Annotated in this window: 23 protein-coding genes; 17 read left to right on the forward strand and 6 right to left on the reverse strand. The window is 48.5% G+C overall.

From position 1 onward, the window contains the following. The first annotated feature begins 6 nt into the window (after positions 1 to 6). The 5 genes from DPRO_RS04165 to cimA are packed head-to-tail and all read left to right on the forward strand — an operon-like array spanning position 7 to position 5339. Entirely contained in the window at positions 7 to 1536 is a 1530-nt protein-coding gene (locus DPRO_RS04165; RefSeq protein WP_097010931.1) for an NAD(P)H-hydrate dehydratase, read from the forward strand. Positions 1537 to 1547: 11 nt separating this feature from the next. Continuing rightward, positions 1548 to 1997 (forward strand): CBS domain-containing protein, encoded by a 450-nt coding sequence (locus DPRO_RS04170; protein ID WP_097010932.1) that lies wholly within the window; start codon positions 1548 to 1550, stop codon positions 1995 to 1997. 17 nt (positions 1998 to 2014) lie between these two features. Beyond that, positions 2015 to 2494 (forward strand): tRNA (adenosine(37)-N6)-threonylcarbamoyltransferase complex ATPase subunit type 1 TsaE, encoded by a 480-nt coding sequence (gene tsaE / locus DPRO_RS04175; RefSeq protein ID WP_097013636.1) that lies wholly within the window; start codon positions 2015 to 2017, stop codon positions 2492 to 2494. A 14-nt stretch (positions 2495 to 2508) separates the two neighbouring features. Continuing rightward, positions 2509 to 3744 carry an aspartate kinase gene (locus DPRO_RS04180; RefSeq protein WP_097010933.1) on the forward strand — a complete coding sequence of 412 codons (1236 nt, stop codon included), beginning with the start codon at positions 2509 to 2511 and terminating at the stop codon, positions 3742 to 3744. Then, positions 3741 to 5339, forward strand: a complete 1599-nt coding sequence (gene cimA / locus DPRO_RS04185) for a citramalate synthase (RefSeq protein WP_097010934.1) — start codon at positions 3741 to 3743, stop codon at positions 5337 to 5339. The genes DPRO_RS04180 and cimA overlap by 4 nt, the downstream gene beginning before the upstream one ends. Before the next feature lie 169 nt (positions 5340 to 5508). Here the strand turns inward: cimA and gap are convergent, their stop codons facing one another. Beyond that, positions 5509 to 6492: a type I glyceraldehyde-3-phosphate dehydrogenase gene (gene gap, locus DPRO_RS04190; protein WP_097010935.1), complete on the reverse strand. Its 984-nt coding sequence runs from the start codon at positions 6490 to 6492 to the stop codon at positions 5509 to 5511. 93 nt (positions 6493 to 6585) lie between these two features. Continuing rightward, entirely contained in the window at positions 6586 to 7338 is a 753-nt protein-coding gene (surE, locus tag DPRO_RS04195; RefSeq protein WP_097010936.1) for a 5'/3'-nucleotidase SurE, read from the reverse strand. Positions 7339 to 7478: 140 nt separating this feature from the next. Here surE and DPRO_RS04200 point away from each other — a divergent pair, with 140 nt between their 5' ends. The 7 genes from DPRO_RS04200 to DPRO_RS04230 all read left to right on the forward strand — a co-directional run bounded on the left by DPRO_RS04200 (position 7479) and on the right by DPRO_RS04230 (position 12634). Then, positions 7479 to 8507: a 3'-5' exoribonuclease YhaM family protein gene (locus DPRO_RS04200; RefSeq protein ID WP_407681402.1), complete on the forward strand. Its 1029-nt coding sequence runs from the start codon at positions 7479 to 7481 to the stop codon at positions 8505 to 8507. Next, positions 8483 to 9148 carry a dTMP kinase gene (gene tmk / locus DPRO_RS04205; RefSeq protein ID WP_097010937.1) on the forward strand — a complete coding sequence of 222 codons (666 nt, stop codon included), beginning with the start codon at positions 8483 to 8485 and terminating at the stop codon, positions 9146 to 9148. Before DPRO_RS04200 ends, tmk begins: the two co-directional genes overlap by 25 nt. A 292-nt stretch (positions 9149 to 9440) precedes the next feature. Continuing rightward, on the forward strand, positions 9441 to 10052 hold the full coding sequence (locus DPRO_RS04210; protein WP_322788587.1) for an amino acid ABC transporter permease: 612 nt from the start codon (positions 9441 to 9443) through the stop codon (positions 10050 to 10052). A gap of 161 nt (positions 10053 to 10213) precedes the next feature. Continuing rightward, entirely contained in the window at positions 10214 to 11035 is an 822-nt protein-coding gene (locus DPRO_RS04215) for a transporter substrate-binding domain-containing protein (protein WP_097010939.1), read from the forward strand. A gap of 10 nt (positions 11036 to 11045) precedes the next feature. After that, positions 11046 to 11936, forward strand: a complete 891-nt coding sequence (locus DPRO_RS04220; protein ID WP_097010940.1) for an amino acid ABC transporter permease — start codon at positions 11046 to 11048, stop codon at positions 11934 to 11936. Between the two features lie 107 nt (positions 11937 to 12043). Then, positions 12044 to 12298, forward strand: coding sequence for a glutaredoxin family protein (locus tag DPRO_RS04225; protein WP_097010941.1), 255 nt, complete (start codon positions 12044 to 12046; stop codon positions 12296 to 12298). Positions 12299 to 12301: 3 nt separating this feature from the next. Continuing rightward, positions 12302 to 12634 (forward strand): ferredoxin-thioredoxin reductase catalytic domain-containing protein, encoded by a 333-nt coding sequence (locus DPRO_RS04230; protein ID WP_097010942.1) that lies wholly within the window; start codon positions 12302 to 12304, stop codon positions 12632 to 12634. Between the two features lie 167 nt (positions 12635 to 12801). Here DPRO_RS04230 and traT read toward each other — a convergent pair whose 3' ends face one another. The 4 genes from traT to trmFO all read right to left on the reverse strand — a co-directional run bounded on the left by traT (position 12802) and on the right by trmFO (position 18747). Beyond that, positions 12802 to 13578: a complement resistance protein TraT gene (gene traT / locus DPRO_RS04235; RefSeq protein ID WP_162291142.1), complete on the reverse strand. Its 777-nt coding sequence runs from the start codon at positions 13576 to 13578 to the stop codon at positions 12802 to 12804. Next, entirely contained in the window at positions 13553 to 15796 is a 2244-nt protein-coding gene (locus DPRO_RS04240) for a S1C family serine protease (RefSeq protein WP_097010944.1), read from the reverse strand. Before DPRO_RS04240 ends, traT begins: the two co-directional genes overlap by 26 nt. A gap of 184 nt (positions 15797 to 15980) precedes the next feature. Beyond that, positions 15981 to 17288, reverse strand: coding sequence for an O-acetylhomoserine aminocarboxypropyltransferase/cysteine synthase family protein (locus tag DPRO_RS04245; protein ID WP_097010945.1), 1308 nt, complete (start codon positions 17286 to 17288; stop codon positions 15981 to 15983). Between the two features lie 127 nt (positions 17289 to 17415). Then, positions 17416 to 18747, reverse strand: coding sequence for a methylenetetrahydrofolate--tRNA-(uracil(54)-C(5))-methyltransferase (FADH(2)-oxidizing) TrmFO (gene trmFO / locus DPRO_RS04250; protein WP_097010946.1), 1332 nt, complete (start codon positions 18745 to 18747; stop codon positions 17416 to 17418). 79 nt (positions 18748 to 18826) lie between these two features. Here trmFO and DPRO_RS04255 point away from each other — a divergent pair, with 79 nt between their 5' ends. The 5 genes from DPRO_RS04255 to DPRO_RS04275 all read left to right on the forward strand — a co-directional run bounded on the left by DPRO_RS04255 (position 18827) and on the right by DPRO_RS04275 (position 23025). Further along, positions 18827 to 19798 (forward strand): ABC transporter ATP-binding protein, encoded by a 972-nt coding sequence (locus tag DPRO_RS04255; RefSeq protein WP_097013638.1) that lies wholly within the window; start codon positions 18827 to 18829, stop codon positions 19796 to 19798. A 5-nt stretch (positions 19799 to 19803) separates the two neighbouring features. Then, complete coding sequence (locus tag DPRO_RS04260) at positions 19804 to 20757, forward strand: ABC transporter ATP-binding protein (RefSeq protein WP_097010947.1); 954 nt, start codon at positions 19804 to 19806, stop codon at positions 20755 to 20757. 120 nt (positions 20758 to 20877) lie between these two features. After that, a complete protein-coding gene (locus DPRO_RS04265) occupies positions 20878 to 21441 on the forward strand; it encodes an HD domain-containing protein (RefSeq protein ID WP_097010948.1) in 564 nt (187 codons plus the stop codon). A 100-nt stretch (positions 21442 to 21541) separates the two neighbouring features. Next, the gene (cbiQ, locus tag DPRO_RS04270) at positions 21542 to 22312 is read left to right on the forward strand and encodes a cobalt ECF transporter T component CbiQ (protein WP_097010949.1); all 771 of its coding nucleotides are present in this window, start codon (positions 21542 to 21544) and stop codon (positions 22310 to 22312) included. After that, on the forward strand, positions 22309 to 23025 hold the full coding sequence (locus DPRO_RS04275) for an energy-coupling factor ABC transporter ATP-binding protein (protein WP_097010950.1): 717 nt from the start codon (positions 22309 to 22311) through the stop codon (positions 23023 to 23025). Before cbiQ ends, DPRO_RS04275 begins: the two co-directional genes overlap by 4 nt. Positions 23026 to 23121: the final 96 nt, after the last annotated feature.

Here is a 23121-nt window from a genome sequence, read left to right on the forward strand (position 1 = left end):
AGTAACATGCTGAAACCTTTGCCCACCCCGGCTGAAATGGCAGAATGGGACAACAGGACCATTCGTGACATCGGAATTCCCGGCTTGACGCTCATGGAAAGCGCAAGTCGAGAGGCTGTCCATGTTCTGCTTTCTGAATATGGTTCGGTCTCTGGGAAAAAAGTCTTCTGTTTTGCCGGGTCGGGCAATAACGGTGGCGATGCTTTCGCCATGGCCCGCATACTGATTGATCTTGGGGCTGAGGTCTCGGTATTTCACACAAAACCGAAAAAGCAATACCGTGGAGATGCGCGCACCAATCTCAAATGGGCACAAAAGCTATCCATTTCGATGGTTCACCTGCCCAGCATCCAAGCTCCCCTTCCCCAGCCCGATATCATCATAGATGGCCTACTCGGAACTGGTTTCAAAGACACACTGCGCGAATCCACACTTTCTATCGTAAGGGAGATCAATCGATTAGGAAGGAGAAGCTTTGTGCTGGCGATAGACATCCCATCCGGCCTCAACGGCTTAAATGGGGTAGCCCAGCCTGAAGCTGTTTACGCCAATGCTACGGCGACCTTCCAGGCGCCAAAGCTGGGATTGTGCCTCCCATCAGCAACGAAGCATGTCGGTTGCCTCCACACTTGCAACATAGGCATTCCCAAGCAAATACAGAGTAAACACTCAACACGCCACTATTTGATATCCGATCATGCGTTGCAATCTGTGCGCACTCCTCAACAGGATATGCATAAAGGAACGGCAGGCAAAGTACTTGTTATCGGAGGCTCCGAGGGGCTAACCGGTGCTCCCCACCTGACAGCTATTGGGGCGTTACGGAGTGGTGCAGGCCTCGTCACGGTGACATGCCCTATGGGAGTATGTGAATCAGTAAAGGCCAACTCGCCGGATATCATGACTTTTCCTCTTGGGAGTGGATCAGAATGGGAAGTTTCCATGGCGGAAATCCTGCTCGAAAAAGTCCCTGAATACGACTCTGTCGTCATAGGCCCGGGTCTTGGCAGAGCAAGGAAAACAGTTGATTTCCTCAAGTCTTTTGTTGCAAAGTGTCCAGCGCGAACAATTATTGATGCAGATGGATTATACGCCTTGGCTCAACATCCGCAGTTGCTATCTGAACTGAGAAACGACACCATACTCACTCCACATCCTGGTGAGATGGCGAAACTTATCAACTCGACGACTGAGGAAATCCAGAGAAATCGGCTGAACGTGGCGCAACAATTTGTTACGGCATGCAAATCAGTCTTGATTCTCAAGGGAGCCGGGACCATTGTTACCGATCAAGATGTGACCTGTCTCAGCCCATTCAGCGAGCCCAACCTCTCAGTCGGAGGCTCTGGAGATGTACTGGCGGGTGTTATAGGAACCATGTTGGCACAGGGACACACTCCCCGGGATGCTGCCTGCATTGGCGTCTACTGGCACGGAGCCACAGGCCGTTTGCTAAAGAAGAATTTTCCAGCCAGAGGCAATCTGGCATTAGACATAGCCAACTCACTGCCCAAAGCAGTACAACAAGAACTATAGGAGTTTACACCATGCTTACAGCTAAAGATATCATGACCACCGATTGCATCACATTGACTCCTGAAACCGACATTGCAACCGCTGCAAAGACCTTGCTGGAAAACAAGATTAACGGCGCTCCGGTTATTGATGAAGGAAAAGTTGTTGGTATCTTGTGCCAATCCGATCTCGTGGCTCAGCAAAAGAAAATCACCCTGCCTTCATTCTTCACTCTGCTGGATGGAGTTTTCCCCATCTCCTCTCATGAGGAGTTGGAAAAAGAAATGTCCAAGATTTCTGCACTGACAGTTGCCGAGGCCATGACTCCGACCCCGACATTTATCTCGCCTGCAACTAAGATTGATGACATTGCAACCATGATGGCCAATGAAAAGCTCTATACGCTGCCCGTCATCGAGGATGAAGCCCTTGTTGGTGTGGTGGGTAAAGAAGACGTTCTGAAAACGCTGCTGCAGAGCTAGGTATCGCTTTGGACTCATTGGCACTTCATCTTCCAGACAGCACTGCGACCGTTGCCCTTGGAAAAGAACTGGCAAAGCATTTCGCGGCTACCAGTTGTCCTCCCGCCCTGCTTCTGCAGGGAGATCTCGGATCGGGAAAGACCACCCTTGTGCGCGGATTAGTGGAGTCTTTGCCGGGGGCAGACCAGGCGGAAGTATCAAGTCCGAGTTTTAATATTTTCAACCTCTATCCCACAACGCCTCCAGTGGCCCATTTCGACCTCTACCGATTGGAAGGAATGCCACCGGATGACGCGCTGTTCGAGTGTTTTGATAATCCGCTGATGCTGACAATCGTTGAGTGGATTCAATTCCTCGACAAAGAAGAGTGGCCTAGTAACGCTCTCCACTTGATATGGACTCCGTCAAAGACGGGGCGCAATGTGACTATTCACGCAACAAGTGGAGCGGCTTTAGATATAGCCCGATCCTTACCGGATCAATTTAAAATCAAGTAGAACACAGAGCTAACATGAACATCGTCGTACAGAAATTTGGCGGAACCTCGGTACGCAACCTTGAATGCCAGCGTCAAGTTATGCAGAAGGTGCTCCGTCCCTATCGAGCAGGCAACAAAGTCATCGTCGTTCTTTCCGCAATGGCGGGAGAAACCAATCGCCTATTGGATTTGGTCAATGAATGGTCAGACAACCCGGACCCGGCAGAGGCTGATTCCCTAGTCTCCACCGGTGAACAGGTTTCCTGTGCCCTTTTTGCAATGCTGCTGAAACAGCAAGGCGTCAAAGCCCGCTCGGTGCTTGGCTTTCAGGCTCCAGTCGAAACGGATGACTCGTACGGTCAGGCTCGTATCGTCAATATTGACGAGAACAAGCTCAAAGGCATGCTCAAGGAGTACGACATACTCGTTGTTGCCGGATTTCAGGGATGCGACCACGGACAACGTATCACCACTCTCGGACGAGGTGGGTCAGACACCTCAGCTGTGGCTCTGGCTGCAGCCATCAAAGCGGATGTTTGTGAAATCTATACAGATGTCCCGGGAGTATTCACCACAGACCCCAATGTATGCTCCAAAGCACGCAAAATGGACAAGATCGCATATGACGAGATGCTGGAGATGGCCAGCATGGGCGCTAAAGTCCTACAGATTCGTTCCGTTGAGTTCGCAAAAAAATACAATGTAACCGTTCACGTCCGCTCCACTTTCGCTGATGAGCCGGGCACCATAGTCACGCAGGAGGATGAAACCATGGAATCCGTACTTGTTTCCGGAATCGCATACGATAAGGATCAGGCCCGAATTACTCTCGTACACGTCAAAGATACCCCTGGCGTGTCCGCACAAATTTTTTCCCCTCTTGCTGAAAAGAAAATCCTTGTCGATATGATCGTTCAGAATCCGAGCAAGGACGGTAAAACCGATATGACGTTTACCGTACCAAGGGCAGACGTAGATCAGACTATTAAGACACTGGAAAAACTAAAATATGAAATTGGATATGAAGAGCTAAACTCAAACCTCAATGTCTCGAAGGTTTCGATTATCGGCGTCGGCATGCGTAACCACTCCGGAGTCGCTTCACACGCATTCCGAGCGCTTGCCGATGAGAATATCAATATCCTGATGATCAGCACGTCCGAGATCAAGGTCACATGCCTGATCGACGACAAATACACCGAATTAGCGGTGCGCACTCTTCACAAAGCCTTCCATCTTGATGAAGGCGAACCATTAGAGACATTATGAGAAAAGTAAGCATATATGACACGACGTTGCGAGATGGTGCCCAGGCCGAAGAACTGAACCTGACTACCGAAGACAAGATCAGAATCGCCCACAAGCTGGACGAACTGGGCATCCATTATATTGAAGCCGGCTGGCCCGGCTCCAATCCAACGGACAAGCGTTTTTTTGAGGATATCAAGAAGCACACCTTCGAAAACGCAAAACTGGCTGCTTTTGGCTCCACACACTTTGCCAAAAAGACGCCTGAAAACGATCCCAATCTTGCAGCTCTTCTGGAAGCTGAAACTCCGGTTATCACCATTTTCGGTAAAAGCTGGGACCTGCACGCAACCATTGCTCTCGGTGTTCCCCTGGAACGCAACCTGGAACTCATAGGTAACAGTGTCCGGTACATCAAGGAACGCACCGATGAAGTGTTCTTTGATGCCGAACATTTTTTCGATGGTTATATCAACAATGCAGACTACGCATTGGAAGTACTCAGGACAGCCTATGAAGCTGGCGCCGACAAGCTGATTCTTTGCGACACCAATGGCGGCACCATGCCGCACCGGCTGTCTGAGATCATCGAAGCGGTCAAGGAGACTCTTCCTGATGCCGAATTCGGGATTCACACGCACAATGATTCCGAACTTGCTGTCGCCAATGCGGTTGAAGCCGTGAGAATGGGAGCCAGTCAGGTTCAGGGGACAATCAATGGCTACGGGGAACGGTGCGGCAATGCCAATCTCTGCTCCGTTATCCCCAACCTTGAATTGAAGATGGATATTGAAACCATCGGTCGCGAAAACCTGAAACGACTCCTGGTCACTTCACACTTTGTAAGTGAAACAGCAAACCTTCGCCCCTTCATGCGACAGCCTTACGTTGGCGCATCCGCATTTGCGCATAAGGGGGGCATTCATGTTTCCGCGATTCTCAAGGATTCAAAGACCTATGAGCATATTACCCCCGAATCTGTAGGTAATGAGCAGCGCGTACTGCTGTCTGATCAGGCGGGTAAATCGAACATCCTCTTCAAAGCCAAAGAACTGGGCTATGAGTTAGGGAAAGATGATCCGACAGTTGACCGACTTCTCAAGGAGCTTAAGCTTAAAGAAAGCATGGGGTATGAATACTCTGTTGCCGATGCTTCTTTTGAATTGATTCTTCAGCAGGCAATGGGCAAGGAGTTGAACTACTTCAGTTTCAAGAACTTCTTTGTCGTGGACGCCAAGCGAGAAGAAGACCCGGAACCGTTCACGGAAGCCACAGTTATCCTCGACGTGAAGGGACAACAGGAACACACGGCCGCAACCGGCATGGGACCTGTTAACGCCCTGGACAGAGCGCTCAGAAAAGGATTGGAGCGATTCTACCCCAAACTCAAGGAAGTACGACTGTTGGACTTCAAGGTTCGAGTTCTTTCCGGTGCCGTGAGAGACACTGGTGGAACAGCATCATTTGTTCGCGTCCTCATTGAAACGGGAGACAAGAACGAGCGATGGACCACTATGGGGGTTTCGCACAACATTATCGAAGCAAGTTGGCAGGCGGTCGTTGATGCGATCAACTACAAGTTGTTCCGTGATGACGTCAGGGCTTCACAAGCGTAACACCTGAGCTGATACAGATATGTCACAACTGGGACGCCCTCTTCCAAGGGCGTCTCTTTTTTTGCACAATGCCAAAAAAAATCCCCCTGCTGCATAAGAAACAGGGGGATCCAATCTACGTCGTTGAAAGCGCTAAAAGCAGCGCCTTCCGGCTCGACATCCTCTCAAATTAGAGCATGCCTGCCACTTTCTTGGTCAAGCGAAGCAACTGGTTCGTGAACCCGGCTTCGTTGTCGTACCAAATGATAAGTTTGAGCTGCGTATCGCCCATGACGCGAGTCAGGGAACTGTCGACCACGCCACCAAAGGTGGAACCCATGAAGTCTACCGAAACCAGAGGCTCTTCGGTGTAGCCCATGGAGTCGTTGGCAGCAGCCTTCAAAGTCGCATTGACCTCTTCAGCGGTAACCGGCTTTTCCAACTCGCAAACCAAGTCCACGAGGGAAACGTTGGGGGTCGGGACACGGATAGCCATGCCATCCAGAACACCGTTCAACTCAGGGATGACCAACCCTACAGCTTTTGCAGCACCAGTTGTGGTCGGCACCATATTGACAGCGCAAGCACGAGCACGACGCATGTCCTTATGGGAACCATCAAGGATACGCTGGCTCATTGTGTAGGAGTGCACAGTGGTCATATTACCATGCTTGATCCCATACTTGTCATTGATGACCTTGGCCACAGGAGCCAGGCAGTTCGTTGTGCAGGAAGCATTGGAAATAATGTTGTGCTCCGGCTTGATGAGCTCGTCATTAACACCCATGACAACAGTCAAATCAGGGTCAGAGCCGGGGGCGGAGATAAGAACTTTCTTGGCGCCACATGCAATCATCTTCTCGCAGCTTTCCCTATCACGGAAGCTACCAGTGGATTCAACAACAATATCGCAGCCCAAGTCACCCCAAATCCACTCGCCGGGAGCTTTACGGGTCACGGTAACGGGTTTTCCATTCATGACGAAACCGTCTTCTGTCGGCTCCACATCCATGAAGCGACCGTGGACAGAGTCATATTTCAGAAGATGAGCCAGATCTTCATTAGAAGCTCGAGCGTTTACAGCAGCCAACTCCAGATCATCATTCTCTGCAATTAGTCGAGCCAAGTATCTGCCAATTCTTCCGAATCCGTTCAAACCGATCTTAACAGCCATACAGCTTCCTCCTCACTTGGTGTGCTGTGTTATTTTTACAAATGCCTAGGAAGACGAATTACAATACGCCCTGAAATATTTTTTCGTCAACCATCATAATAGTTTTTCGCTGAGCACTTGCATTGTTTCACGTTCGGTGAAGTCAAAATGCAACGGCGTCATCGTGATATGCCCTTTCGTCAACAAGGCTCTATCCCTATCTGCACTGATCCTCTCAGGTGGAATCGCACCATTCAGCCAGTAGTAGTCACTTCCTCTGGGATCCTGACGTGTATCATAATAGTCTGTATATGACGCGCGAGTATGAGCGCAAACCACCATTTCCTTGGCCTCTTCGATGGGACAGTTGGGGAAATTGAGATTCAGAACACATTTAGGAGCCAAACTGTCCCAAGGGATTTTATCGAGAAGTTCTGCGGTGTACCGAGCTTGTCCGACCAAGTCTGTCGGTTTGAAGCAATCCATGGATACAGCCATTGCCGGAATATCCATCAAGGCCCCTTCCGTCGCAGCGGAAACTGTACCCGAATACAGGATGTCGACCCCGACATTGGCACCCGCATTTATACCGGAAAGAACGAGGTCCGGAGCTTTATCAAGCAAGGTTGAAAGGCCGAGTTTGACGCAATCAACAGGTGTTCCATGTACTCCTTGCCCAACAAATCCGTTTTCACGGAAATCTTTGACTTTGATGGGCATGAAGAGCGTTACGGCGTGACCAACAGCAGATTGCTCGGTCACGGGAGCGACCACTCGAACCGTATGTCCGGCTTCAACAAGTGCAAAGTAAAGCGAACGCAAGCCAATGGCCTGGATTCCATCGTCGTTGGCAAGTAGTATATTCATGATCACCCCGTGGTATTAGATTTGACAATCCAAGTGAAATCGGGTTTCTAACCTTGAAGCGGACAATCCGCATTTCACATCGCTCACTTCGGCTAAGGTTATGGGCGAGGTACCTCAACACTAAAGAGATAGCAAGATTCGTGACCCAAAAGTCGCAATATATTCAAGACCTGACCCCCGGCATACCGGTTAATGACTATTTCATGCTGAGCGCAGCGAGTCTGGCTCAGTCACGAAACGGCCCGTACTGGAACCTGACGTTTCAAGATGCGACCGGCAAAGTGGATGGTAAGATATGGAGCCCTAAAAGCCAAGAATACCCTTCACTCGTTGCGGGACAAATAACTCGTGTTCAAGGATTTGTCGAAAGCTACAGGGACAAGAATCAACTCAAAGTTGATCACCTTGAACTTGTCAGTGCAGACCAGCCTTCAATAGATTTGGCCGATTACCTTCCGACATCAAAAACACCGCCTACTGAGTTGCTAGAACAAGTCGAAGACTTGATTACGGAGCATATGAAATACGCTCCATGGAAGTCGTTCTGCCGCAAAGTACTGAGCAACGATGATATCAGAAATCGGCTGCTGACGGCTCCTGGTGCCAAAACAGTCCACCATGCATATATCGGTGGATTACTAGAACATTCGCTCCGCGTGGCTCAGTCGTGCATGGCAATATGCAATGTATACCGAGATCTGGATCGACAGACACTGTTGGCCGGAGCAATCTTTCATGACCTTGGCAAAGCGTGGGAACTCACCGGTGGTCTTGCAAACGACTACACCGACGAAGGCAGACTTCTCGGTCACATACAACTCGGTCAGGAAAAACTGGAGCCATTTCTCAAGCGATCCAAATCCCTTGATGATGGACTCAAGTTGCATTTTCGGCATTTGATCACCAGCCATCATGGTGAACACGAGTTCGGCTCCCCTGTGCGCCCCAATACGCCCGAAGCATTTGTTCTTCATTTTGCTGACAACATGGACGCCAAACTCAACATTATCGATCAGGCGTACGAGGATATGGAAAAAACTGATCAGCAATGGTCGCCTTACCTCAGATTCCTCGAACGAAGCGTCTTCCGTCCGACCGTGACCCCCGATATGGGGAAAAAGAAAAACGACAAGCCGGAGAACCAATGTTTATTACCTTTGAAGGCATAGAAGGCACCGGGAAATCGACGCAGATATTAAAAGTCAAAGAGTACTTTGAATCCAAAGGGCGCGAGGTGTTACTCACGCTCGAACCTGGGGGAAGTCGCATTGGGCAGGAGCTTAGAAAAATGCTTCTCCATGTCGACAATGATGATATCACGCCCATAACAGAACTCTTTCTGTATCTCGCCGACAGAGCGCAACACGTGGCACAAGTAATTCGCCCTGCCCTGGAAGAAGGCAAGGTCGTACTGTGCGATCGATTTGCCGACTCAACAGTCGTCTATCAGGGATACGGTCGAGGCATAGACACAGCCACGTTACAGCACCTGAATGAGGTTGCCGTGGATTCGATGTGGCCAGACCTGACCATACTCCTCGATATTGATCCCGAAATCGGATTGAAGCGCGCTACCCTTCGCAACCTGGAAGAAGGTAAAGCCAAGGAAGAGGGCCGGTTTGAAGCTGAACACATTTCGTTTCACAACCGAATCCGCGAGGGCTACCAGACCTGGGCTGCACTGAACAAGGACAGGATCAAATCCATCAGCGCCAACGGTACGCCAGATGAAGTATTCGATGGCATCAAGTCACTGATTGAAGCTTTCCCAAGCCATGATAAAGCTGCCGAGTCGCTGCAAAAGGAATAGTTACTGGATTATTTGATTGAATCTGTTATGTTATGCAAACAAGCTCGACAGGTCGTAGCCAATCAATAAACACCACAGATTCATGACGTTGCAGCATTCGGAAAAACCGCCATTACTCCAACGAGTTCCCATTTCATCCATTTGGGATACATTCAAGTTCATAGCACTCCTCGGAGTGATTTTCTGGTTTGTTCTACTTGGAACCAATCAGCTTGGATACAACTGGCAATGGTACCGGGTTCCTCAGTATATCTTTACGATGACTGAGGGAGGTCTCTCCTGGGGGCCACTTATGCAAGGACTCGGTGTCACCCTGCAGATAACCGCCATATCAATGGTTTTCATGCTGCTGTTTGGTCTGACCACGGCCCTTCTGCGCATGTCCAATTCCTGGGTGGGACAAGGTCTCGCTCGGTTTTACATGGAGTTGATCCGCAATTCGCCACTCCTTATTCAGCTCTTTTTCATCTATTTTGTTATAGCCCCTATCATGGATATGTCCGGTTTTTGGGCAGCAGTCCTTGCGCTCTCGCTTTTTGAGGGGGCATATGCTTCGGAAATTTTCCGCGCTGGAATCACATCCATAGACAAAGGCCAGTGGGAAGCGGCCAAGAGTCTCGGCATGCCCCCGCTGGAGATGTATCGACATATTATCCTGCCACAGGCAATCAGACGGGTACTTCCTCCACTGACAAGTCAGGCAATATCTTTAATCAAAGATTCTGCGCTTGTATCTACGGTGGCTATCCTTGATCTGACACAGCGAGGCAGGATGATCGATGCGGAAACATTCTTAACTTTTGAAATATGGTTTACGGTTGCCGCCATATATCTGGTCATAACCACGACACTGTCTGGCCTGGTCAATTTTATGGAGCGGCGCACCAAAAGCATTTCGCTTTAACCCCAACCACATGGAGTATAAAATGACCATTTGGCGTGCAATCAACACGGGAGAAGGAACCATGATTGCGATTTTGGGAGTATCCCATGTCACCTTCGCTCAAGAGTCCTGCAAAGCATAACTTTAATAATATCGACCACATTGGTCCAAGGAGATTACGTATGAAATCCATCCGATTAACATTCCTGTTTTTCATTCTCTGCATTTTCGCATTTTCTTTCAGCGTCACCACCGCTCAAGCAAGTGAAAGCAATCAAAGCCAGCTTGAAACCATCCTTAAACGCGGCACCATCAAGGTCGGCTTCGACACATTCAAGCCATGGGCAATGAAAGATAAAAAAGGCGATTATATCGGTTTTGAAATCGAAGTTGCCAAAAAACTGGCCGAGGACATGGGAGTCAAAGTCGAGTTTGTTCCCACACAATGGTCCGGCATCATTCCTGCCCTTCTCACCGGCAAATTCGATATCATCATCGGTGGCATGTCCATCACCCCACAGCGTAATCTCAAGGTTAACTTTTCCATTCCCTACGAATTCTCGGGGATGTCCATCGTTGCCAGCAAATCCAAGGCTGGGGACAGATCAACTCTTGCAGACTTCAATACTCCAGACACCAAGATTGCCGTGCGACTTGGGACAACTGCTGCCGAAGCAGCCAAGAACTTTCTTCCCAAAGCAGAAAAGCTGTACTTTGCCGAAGAATCGCAGACCATCCAGGAACTGCTGAACAATCGTGTTCACGCCCTGGTCGCATCCAACCCTCTGCCCTTCAATCTGGCAAAAGAGTATGCAGAGCAACTGTACCTCCCTCTGGACGAAGACTTCACCAAAGAGCCAATCTCGTTTGCTGTACGCAAAGGTGATCACGACTTCCTGAACTGGTTGGACAATTGGGTCAGAGTCAACATGAGCAAGGGGTGGTTGCAAAATCGTTACGACTATTGGTTCTTTTCCAAAGAATGGGAAAACCAGATTCAGTAAGCAGTAGACCTTGTCTTACCCTCACCATCGTAAAAAATTAAAGATTACCCTGCTGGATGCTGCCATACTGGCAGCTCTGGCGGGGGCTGTCTTTTATCTTGTCTTCAAAGCAGCCACCGGCCTGAATTATCACTGGAAATGGGAGATAATCCCTCAGTATATCCTACGGTTTGACGATGCCTCCGGCAGTTGGGAAGCCGGGCTGCTACTACAGGGACTCTACACCACCCTGCGCCTTTCCATTTGGGGCACGATCCTGGCGCTCATTGTGGGGATCATTTTTGGACTATTTCGTGTGAGCCCATCCCTATTCAAGCGTCAGATCGCTACGACATATATCGGCCTGATCAGAAATACGCCCCCATTGGTACTTATCTTCATTTTCTATTTCTTCATTGGCGACCAGATCATGAAGGCCATCAACCTTGAAACTTTCATTGATGGTTTGCCAACTGAATACAAGTCAGCACTATCTTTTTTCATCGGCCCAATTAACCGTGCTCCTCAGTTCTTTTCCGCAGTCCTGACCCTGGCTCTTTTTGAAGCAGCCTATATAGCTGAGATTGTGCGAGCAGGAGTTCAATCCGTTGAAACCGGGCAATGGGAAGCCTCCACAGCTCTTGGGATGCGCCGTAGCCAGTGCCTGCGGTACGTCATCCTTCCTCAAGCCCTTCAGCGCATGCTCCCCGCATTGGCCGGTCAGTTTATATCCATTATCAAGGACTCTGCAATTGTGTCAGTCATCTCCATCGAAGAACTCACTTTCCAGGCACAACAGATAATGACCACAACCTATAGGAGCTTTGAGATATGGACTACGGTATTCATCATGTACTTTGTCCTGACATTTCTCTGCTCAATAGCTATCAGAAAACTTGAACTTGTTTTGCAAAGGAATTAGCGTGGGGTCTTACACAATGAATTTTACATCCTCGTCGCGTTGGTAGACATGGTTGATATGCATATCTGCGACAGAGACAAAGTGAACCGCTTGACTTGGAGGCCTAGATGGACGATGTGAAAGTATACGCTCTTTCCACTTGTATTCATTGCAGAAATGCAAAAAAATATCTTGATGAATGTGGCATAAAATACAGCTGCGTGCATGTCGATGAGCTCAAAGGAGAAGAGCGAAAAGAAGTCGTCAAAGAACTCAAGGACCACAATCCGGCTGTTTCTTTTCCGACTATCGTCATAAAGGACACAGTGGTTGTCGGATACCACAAGGACAAGATCGACAAAGCGCTTAAAAAGGCAGAGTAATCAATGAACGCTGAACAACTGTATGATGCGCTGAAAAAAATTCAAGAGCCCAAAGGCTATTACTTCAATAAAGACATGGAAATGACCATGCCGCTTATTGAATCACTCCTTACCAACAAAGAGCGGTTGGGTTACATGGCTTGTCCTTGCCGTCTTGCCAACGGCGAGATCGAAGCAGACAAAGATATCATTTGCCCCTGCACCTACAGAGAAGAAGACATCAAAGAATACGGTGCTTGCTTCTGTGCTTTATATGTCAGCAAAGAGTACAATGAAGGAACCATTGAAAAAGAAGTAGTTCCGGAACGCCGTCCTGCTGACAAAATACTTTTCTAGGTGATTAAAACAACGAAAGCCCCGTTTAGAACGGGGCTTTCGCATTTCTAAGCTTTCAACTCGACAACTCAGCATAAAAGCGACAACGCACTTCCTATACTCCAGCTTCCAATTACCATCTTACTTTCACCAATAGAGAAAGTGATCGCACAGGTGAATCAGTGCTTTTAAATTACATCGGTCAAAATTCTCAGCATTCTCTGCTGAACGCCTGATGTAATCTCTGACTGATCAACATTTCGGCCACCAGCATATACTGCCAAAGTAACTTTCTCACGCTGACGAAAGCCCCTGAAGTTATTCTTTTTGCGGCTTATCTTCTCACTCTTTCCGAAGACGATAGTCGTACCATCGTTCTCTTCTCTAGGAGCGATAGTAGCTAAAGTTATGTCTGAACGAATGATATATGTGTCGTCCGTCACGTAACTACCAAGAATATAGCCAACTGTTGCACCGACAACCGCTCCAGCAGTTCCTTTGGCCCATGTATTACCGGAACCGGTTGTTATGGGATCATAGGCACCAGCCACACCACCCAATGCTCCACCGGCCAACAGCCCTTCACCACGCATGTCTTCTTGTATTTGGCCGGAGTAGTTTACGTTGATATCCAGCAGAATACCAAAATCATTTCCATCCGTAGGCTCATACCCTTGTGCAGCGTAGGCGTTTTCCAGGCGATTTTTGAACTCATAAAGATTGAAAGCCGGATCACCAGACGTGTTGCGGATTCTCAGTTTAATCTTGTTGTTAACAAAGAGACTGGAGTCCACGATAAACTGCCTATCCATTGCTGACCCATACATCAGACCATCCGGACTCTGCACCATCCCCAGTCGGCTTTTGGATGCAGTACATGAAGCCAGCACCATTGAAACCAAAACAACACAGACTATATATTTGAATCTAGTGAACATTTTATTTTCCTTTTCGGTAGTCAACATTATTATCATCAAGGAAAGTAAACACTTCTGAATAATGAATACTAAAGTTCAATCCTTCAGAAATCTGTTTGCTAAGCCCCCAATCATTTACCCCGACAACCTGATTGCCAAGAAACAAAGGGCCTCCCGAGTTACCGCTATTAATGGGTGTATCTGTTTGCACAAACATTACCGGTTTACCCTTCACTCCCATGACAGTCTCATGCTTTCGAATCGTGCTGATGACTCCCCGAGTCAGTGTAAAGAGGTGCCCCTTGGGATGACCAATTGCTTCAACAGTCTCGCCTACAGGTAATTTCTTTTTAGAATAGAATGTCACGGGAAGTCCTCTGTCCTGAACCTTGATCAAGGCAAGATCCAAGCGAACATCTTTGGCTATCACTTTTCCAAAGGTTTCAATTTCATCCCACTTTTTAAGCTCGACGAATTTCTGTTCTTCCACCACATGATAATTGGTCAAAACAAGGTTGCTTGTAACGTAGAACCCTGTCCCCAAAGAGTTGGAAGCCTGAACGACCACCACACTTTCAAAACGCTTATCTTTTTTCTTGTCAAATCCGTATTCTTTCTCTTTGGCCTTTGCCACGGCAACATTACGATTCTTAACCACATCCTTCCGAATGGTGCTCAGCGATGCGTACCGTTTATGGTTCGCTTTGTTCTTGGAGTAATGGTCGAGTAATTCGGAAATTTTCACCGAAATGGCTTCACCCTCGAATTCATCGACCACAACCTCTGTTACGTTTGTGGTCTGATGCTTTTCCTTATCAGGGTCCTCATCCAAAACATTGTAGGCGACGGTGAAAAACTCCTGTGAATGGATGTCGAAGAAATCAGTATAATACGTCTTTCTACGCTGATCGATGACGTAATACTGAACCGTACCTGTCTTTTCGACTTCCATCTCCACTCGTTGGAAGTGATACGGTTCATACACGGGCTCATCAATGTACCGAGGGGTATTTCTGAACTTCTCCTTCAACTCCTCAACCTTGTCCTTGGCTTCATTTATCTGAAGATCTCGTCCAAGGTTAGCAAGTGCATTGCCAAGGTTTGTATACGGATTAGCAGTGCTTGTGCTCAGCCTGCCGCCGGAGTTGGTCATGATCTCCATGTTGGCTTGCTGCAGTTCCACCTGCAGCACATCCCACTCAGGGTTATTGACTTGTTTATGCCCAGCCAGGAACTTGGATTTGACGTAGTTGCTGCTGTCCACCCGTCGAAAGGTTTTCGTTGAGGCCAAATTGAAAAGAATGACGATATCGGCACTCTTCACATCTTTATGCTCAAACCCTTTACTAAGCCCTGCGCTCGTAGCGGAAAAAGGCATGTCCATCTCGACTCCCACCGGAAACTCGATCACGCCCTTATCTTTCAGTGTCTCACTAGTTACTTCGAGAAATGAAATTTTCACCCCCGGCACAGAATCAATTTCCAAGCCAGCTTCGTTCACCTTTGAATAGGCGGCCATAAGCTGCTTGAGGTCTGCCTTTTCCGGAGAAGGACAATGAGCGGAAAAATACTCATCTGCCAAGAGCGTTTTGAGGTCCGAGGTCAGATAGTCGACATACTTCTCATTAATATGGAGCAGTTCTTTCCCTTTCGCTTTAGTAATGGTTTCTTGAAAAACTACAGCGTGGACCTCGACAAACTGCTCACCATTTACCTCGACGGGGTATGCTTCAAAAAAACACTCATCCGTAGTTAACTGATACTTGCCCAGCGCAGTGGGTGCATATTCGATTAACTGCTTACGCTTGGATGCCAACGTAGTCTTGGCTTTATCTATGGTATCACTCTTAAAGCCAGGAGCTTGAAACAGACGAATGGAAGCCGACTTTTGAATATCTACGTAAAATGCGTCCAGAGTCTTCTTTGTGGCTTTCCATTGATTTCTTTCAACTGGCCACTGAATCGCTGCAACTCGGCTAGTCTCTTGTTCAAGTGGGGTTAAATATTTAGCATCAAGCTCTTTATACACAACCTGCAACAGGGACATGATCTCTTGATCATCCTGGCGCTCCACAAACCACATCTCCTCGGAATTATAAACCATTGAAGCTTCATCATACTTTTTAGCTTCAACCAGTTCCTCCAAATGATCCCCGGGAGTGTACAAAAACGAATATCCGATATCACCGGATGTGGTTGTCTTCTTACAACCAACTGAAATCAATAGCCCCATCATGCAGACAGCAACCAGCAGAACCCTCTTCACGTCGACTCCATTATGCTCGTATCATCAACAAAAACAGTCATTCTGCTCATAAAAAAAGAACAAAAGACAACCCCAGCAGAGAAACTCCAACTGAGGTAGACAAAACGAGCAAAAAAAGCAACGCCTATATTCTATGAGGTATTAAGAAGGTCGACCAGCAAAGTGCTGGTCGACCTGGGTTGGATTATTTTTGAGAGGCGATCAAAGCGCGATCAAGATCTTCTATTATATCTTCAACATCTTCGAGCCCGACTGAGATACGAACGAGATCATCGGGAACCCCCGCGGCCAAACGCTCTTCTCGCGTGGATTGACCATGAGTGGTCGATGCCGGATGTACCACCAGGGTTTTTGCATCGAGAATATTTGCAAGATGCGAGCATAGCTGAACGGAATTAATGAATGTCCGGCCGGCTTCCAGCCCACCTTTGACACCGAAGCCGAAAACGGCTCCAGGCCCGTGAGGGAACAGGTTCTTGGCTCGTTCGTGGTCCTTATGATTTTTCAGACCTGCGTAATTAACCCATTCCACGGCATAATGAGTGTCCAGAAATTCAGCGACCTTCTGGGCGTTTTCACAATGCTTCTGTACACGAAGCGGCAGTGTCTCCATGCCTTGGATTATCTGAAAGCTATTTGCTGGTGATATGGCTGCCCCTGTATCTCGCAACAGCCCAATCCGAGCTTTGACTGTAAAGATAGGACACGGGTTACCATCAGCACCTCCAAGAGCCTCCCACAGATTCACATTGTTATAAGTGGGGTCAGGGGTAGTAAATTCTGGGAACCGTTGGTTGGCACCCCAATCGAAATCACCCTTTTCTACAATGGCACCCCCCATTGCCACACCATGTCCACCTATGATCTTGGTCAAAGAATGAACAACTATATCGGCACCATATTCAAACGCATTGAACATCGGCGGAGGCGACACTGTGGCATCCAGAATGAAAGGCAGACCGTACGTATGTGCGACATCGGCAATACCCTGAATATTATCCACATTACAGCTCGGGTTACCGATTGATTCGCTGTAAACAAGTCGGGTATTCTCATCAATGGCCGCTTCAAAATTCGCAGGATCGGAGGAATCCACAAAACGGGCTTCAATACCAAACCGTTTCAGGGTGTGCTCGAACAAGGTCTGCGTACCACCATAGAGGTTGGAGCCGGTGACAATATTCTGCCCCGCAGACGTTATGTTGACGATGGAATAGAAAATAGCAGCCATGCCGGAAGAGACCGCCAAAGCGCCCAGCCCGCCGTGCAAAGCGGCAAGCCGCTCTTCCAGCACAGAGGTCGTCGGGTTCATAATACGTGTATATATGTACCCCGGCTCTTTGAGTGAGAAGAGGTTGGCGGCATGATCCGCGTCCTTAAACAAGTATGCGGTTGTATAGTGGATAGGCACAGCACGTGACCCGGTATCGGTATCCGGGGCATGCCCTGCGTGCAGAGCCTGTGTCTGTGGTCCGTACGTTTTTTCAGCCATGACTAGCTCCCTTGTTACAAATTCGGCTCATACAAATATTCATACTTAGTAACATGCGCAAAACGTATTGAATAAGCAACCCCGTACTCATAGGGTCTTTTTATAACACTCATCACACCATCAAATGCTAATCGGATTCAGCCTTGACCGCTTCCATCCATTTGGCGAACGCTTCCTGAGCCCGTTTACCGTAGGCTTCCTTGCGCAACTTCTTTTTCATTTTCTTTTCCAACCCCGGCATCAAACCAAAGTTGATATTGGAAGGCTGGAAATCTTTGTCAGAACGAGTAGACAAATGACCAAGCAAGGCTCCCAAAGCAGTCTCCGACGGAAGAGGCTTCAAGGATTTACCCTCGAATTTTGTAGCCAGAGACAGCCCCAACCACAGACCGGAAGCGGCAGATTCGAGATACCCCTCAACGCCTGTGATTTGGCCTGCCAAGTAAAAACCAGGCCGAGCCTTCAATTGCAACTCACCATCCAATACGTCGGGAGCATTAACGTATGTGTTGCGATGAATTGAACCAAGACGCAAAAACTCTGCCTGTTCCAGGCCTGGAATCATTCGAAATACGCGTTTTTGTTCCGGGTATTTGAGTTTAGTCTGAAACCCTACGAGATTGAACGCGGTCTTATCTTTGTTCTCAGTGCGCAACTGAACGATAGCAAAGGGTCGTTCACCGGTTTTGGGATCGACAAAGCCAACGGGTTTCAGCGGCCCAAAAGCAAGGGTCATTTCCCCGCGCTCTGCCATGGCTTCCACCGGAAGACATGCTTCAAAATGTACTTCCTTCTCAAAATCCCGAGGCTTGACCTTCTCCCCTTCCACCAAGGCGGCAACAAAGGTCTTGTATTCCTCTTCGTTCATGGGACAGTTCAGGTAATCATCATCTTCGGGCTTCCAACGTGATCCCCAAAAAACCTTATCAAAATCAATCGAGTCCCGGGACACAATAGGAGCTATTGCATCGTAAAAGTACAACCGTTGATCACCGACTACTTGCATGAGGCTCTGGGTCAACTCTTCACTCGCCATGGGACCTGCGGCAATGACGACACCATCAGCCCCGGCCAGTTCCTCCGCATCCAGAGAGGTAATTTCCTTTCTGATGACAGTAACATTGGGCGCATCTTCCAATTTCTGTGTGACGTATTCGGAGAACAGAGTTCGGTCCACGGCCAGCGCACCACCGGCGGGAACCTGTGTGGCAAAGGCTGCTTCCATGACCAGACTGCCGAGCGCTTCCATTTCTTCTTTGAGTAAACCGATAGCCGCAGCGCTACCAGTTGCCCTGAAGGAATTCGAGCATACAAGCTCAGCCAAACCGTCCTCAGAATGGGCTTCGGAGTGCTTGTGAGGCTTCATTTCATACAGCTCTACCTCAACACCGGCGTTGGCCAATTGCCAAGCGCAATCCACTCCGGCCAAGCCTCCTCCAACTATGATAACCTTTGGCATTTCATATCCCCGATTTCGTTTACGTTTGCAGTATTATCCCGTATAAAGAATAAAAAAAATTATAAGCCGTGGTATTATGATGTCCACACCTCTTCTCGACATACGCAAGCTGACAACATGCTTTACATCACCCCAAGGTATAGCCAAGGCGGTGGATACCGTCAGCCTATCCTTTATGCAAGGAGAAACCCTTGCCGTAGTCGGTGAATCCGGCTGCGGGAAAACAGTTCTTGCACTCTCCATCCTTGGACTCATCCCGGACCCGCCCGGTCGAATTACGGAAGGAACCATACTCTATAAAGGGGAAGACCTTCTGGAAATGGATGAATCAGAACTACGATCAGTTCGCGGCAACAGCATTTCCATGATCTTTCAGGAGCCAATGACTGCTCTGAATCCGGTGTTCCGCATTAATGAACAACTTGCCGAGCCACTGGTTCTTCATCAGAACCTTACCAAAAAAGAAGCTCTGGCAAAAGCAGTGGATTCACTTCAGCTGGTCGGAATCGCCAATCCCCAAAAAGTCGCGAAAGCCTATCCGCACGAGCTGTCAGGCGGCATGCGTCAGCGCGTCATGATTGCCATGGCGCTTTCATGTAATCCCGATCTACTTATTGCAGATGAGCCAACCACTGCCCTCGATGTAACCATACAGGCCCAAATCCTTGATCTCATGAACGAACTCAAGGAACGAATGGATGGTTCACTCATGCTCATCACCCATGACCTTGGAGTCGTTGCACGAATGGCGCAACGAATAGCGGTCATGTATTCAGGGAAAATTGTTGAACTGGCCCATAGGGATCAACTCTTTTCAAACCCGTTGCATCCATACACTGAGGGATTACTCGCTTCTGTCCCCACTATGGGAGACAAGTCCGAGCTCATCCCCATCCCTGGCATTGTTCCGTCCATTTTCGACCTTCCGCAAGGCTGTAGATTCCACCCACGATGCCCTCATGCATTTTCCAAGTGTTCATTGATCCTGCCGCCTTTAACCGAACCGGAACCGGGACGATTCGTTCGCTGCTGGCTTCATGAGAAGGAATAATCTGTATGTCTGCACTGATGGAAATCATCAACGTCAAAAAATATTACAAAGTTACAAGCGGAGTGCTTGGTCTTAAAACCGACTGGGTTAAAGCTGTTGATGGAGTGGATTTAACGGTTAAACGAGGCGAGACTTTGGGCTTGGTCGGAGAATCCGGTTGCGGCAAGTCTACACTGGCAAAGTGTATGATGGGCCTTGAACCAATGACTTCCGGGGATATACTTTTTAATGGCAAGTCATTGAGTGCGTGGGACGAAAAGGATCTGCGACGCAATATGCAGATGGTTTTTCAGGATCCATACTCTTCACTCAATCCTCGCCAAAAAATCCATTCAATTATCCGTGAAGGACTGGATATCCACGGTATTGGATCTTCGTATGACCGAAAAGCTCGAAGCAACGAACTGCTGACACTTGTCGGATTGCGAGAGGAACACGGAAGTCGCTATCCGCATGAGTTTTCAGGCGGTCAAAGGCAACGAATCGCGGTAGCCCGCGCTTTGGCTCTCAATCCTCAACTCATCGTTTGCGACGAGCCAGTCTCAGCCTTGGATGTCTCTGTCCAGGCACAGGTTATCAAGCTGCTGAAACAACTCCAAAAAGAGTTTGATCTGACATACGTTTTCATTTCTCACGATCTCTCTGTGGTCAGCCATGTGGCGGACCGCGTGGCTGTCATGTATCTGGGACGAATCATGGAATCAGGGCCGTCAAACACGCTGTTTAGTAATCCTAAACACCCATATACTAAAGCACTGCTATCATCAGTGCTTCATGCTGACCCGACAATGCAGGCTGAGCCGATTCCACTTACTGGAGAATTGCCAAGCCCCATGAATCCCCCAACTGGCTGCCCTTTTCACCCTCGGTGTCCCGAGGCTTTTGATAAATGCCCCAACGCGCGACCGAAACCCAAAAAAATGGGAGCGGACACCGAGGTTGCCTGCTGGCTTTATTAAATCTGTTATGCCATTTTTCCCCATATCTGTTCCTATATTATCTTTCAGTAGACAACTAACATGCCTTTTGTCGAAAGAGGCCAATCACATTTTGTAATAGATCAAACAGGTGGAGCCGCTATGATTTCCAGAGAAGAAGCGCTGCAATTACTGCATGCAAAAAACAACGAACACAACTTGATCTGCCACGCTCTTGAGTCTGAAGCTGTCATGCGTGGGCTGGCTGAAAAATTAGGGCAGGACGAAGAACTGTGGGGTATCAGCGGTCTGTTGCATGATCTCGATTATGCAACAACAAAAGAAGATCATGATCGCCATGGGCTGGATACTGTTGATATGCTTGAAGGAAAACTTCCTGAAGAAGCACTCAACGCGATCAGGAGACATGCCTGTGAAATGAATGGGGCTGAAGAACCCAGCACACAAATGGATTTTGCCCTTCGATGCGGTGAGACTGTTACCGGCCTCATTCATGCTGCAGCGCTTGTGCGCCCGACAAAGATAGATGGGATGAAACCAAAGAGCCTGAAGAAGAAAATGAAAGACAAGGCCTTTGCAGCCAGTGTTAATCGCGACTGTATTCGTGAGTGTGACAAGCTCGGTATTGAGTTGACTGAATTTCTTCAAATCGCCATAGCCTCCATAACTGCCATTGCGCCCAATGTAGGGCTAACAGCCGAGTAGCGTGCTCAACGACCAGCAGATGTTGCGAGATCAAGTGATATGTACTACTCCCTATTGTACTGAAGAAAGACATGATTTCTTTGTATAGAAAGGATTAATTGTGCCGACGTTGGGAGAACCGTTCGCCCATGGCGAATCTCTGATACACGGGATAGATCCCCGCATCCGATTGATATGCGCAACTCTGCTGACCGTACCGACAGCATTGCTGCTACGAATCGATCAATCGATAGCCATGCTGATACTTGGCGTAGTTCTGATCGGGACCGCACAACTATCGCCAGCAAGAGTATTGAGCCGACTGGCGATCGTTAATACATTCATTGCGTTCCTCTGGCTATTTATCCCCTTTTCAACTCCCGGATCCCCTATTGGCACCATTGGCCCGCTGACTGTGACGCATGAAGGTCTTGTGCTTTCCACGCTTGTCACACTCAAATCAAATGCCATTATCCTGACCCTTATAGCGCTGCTGGGGACCATCAAAGTACAGGACCTCGGTCCAGCCATGCAGTCCCTCAAGGTACCGGACAAGCTCTGTCATCTGCTTGTCTTCACGTATCGCTATATTTTCGTCATTCACCAAGAGTATCAGACCATGCGCCAGGCCATGTCTGCCCGCGGTTTTTGTCCGACAACCAACACACACACATATCGAACCTATGCCTGGCTCGTGGGGATGCTTCTGGTTAAAAGCTGGGACCGCGCCGAACGGGTACATGGAGCCATGATGTGTCGTGGTTTCAAGGGGAAATTTTATTCACTGGCTTCATTCACTACCAGTGTGACTGACTATTGCTTTTTAATGGGCTGCATGGTGATGATCATCGCTGTTCACACAAATGATATTTTCAAGAGAGTCTTTGTATGACCGCTCCAATAATAGAGCTACGGGATATAACGTACCACTTTCCAAATAGAAACAACGCATTGGAAAATCTAAGCTTCTCACTCTTCCCGGGGGAGCAGGTCGGATTATTCGGCCCTAACGGGGCAGGGAAATCAACTATGCTTCACATTCTCATGGGCTTGATCAAGCCCCAGAAAGGTGAAGTACGACTTTTTGGTACCCTATCGGACTCAAAAAAGTGTTTTGACGAGGCCCGGCTGAAGATCGGATTCCTCTTTCAGCACTCCGATGATCAACTGTTCTGCCCTACAGTTCTCGATGATGTCGCATTTGGCCCTCTCAATCAGGGGTTATCTGCTGATGAAGCGAAAAGCAAAGCCACTGAAGCCTTAAGCTGTGTCGGGCTGAAAGGGTTCGAGGATCGTGTCCCATACCGACTGTCCGGAGGCGAGAAGAAACTGGTTGCGCTGGCAACAATTCTTGCCATGGAGCCGGAGGTGCTCATTCTTGATGAACCAACAACAGGCCTGTCGCCTGAAGCCAAGGAACGGTTGATCGACATCCTACAGAATCTGGAAATGGCTCGCCTTGTTGTTTCACACGAACCGGACTTTCTGGCCGCAACAACAAACAAATTGCTGGCAATGAGAAACGGGCACATTCGCCAAGGGGAACTCAAACCTCACACGCATACCCATGTTCATGAAGAGGGTGATGTTCCTCACCAGCACTAACGATCTTCTCGCACCCCAAGCAAGCCAGAATCCACATGTTTCCAAAGTAATACGCGTCGCATTAAACCAGCCAATGTCCACCATGAAGGGGCAAGG

The sequence above is a fragment of the Pseudodesulfovibrio profundus genome (assembly GCF_900217235.1).
In the GTDB taxonomy this organism is placed as follows: Bacteria; Desulfobacterota; Desulfovibrionia; order Desulfovibrionales; family Desulfovibrionaceae; genus Pseudodesulfovibrio; species Pseudodesulfovibrio profundus.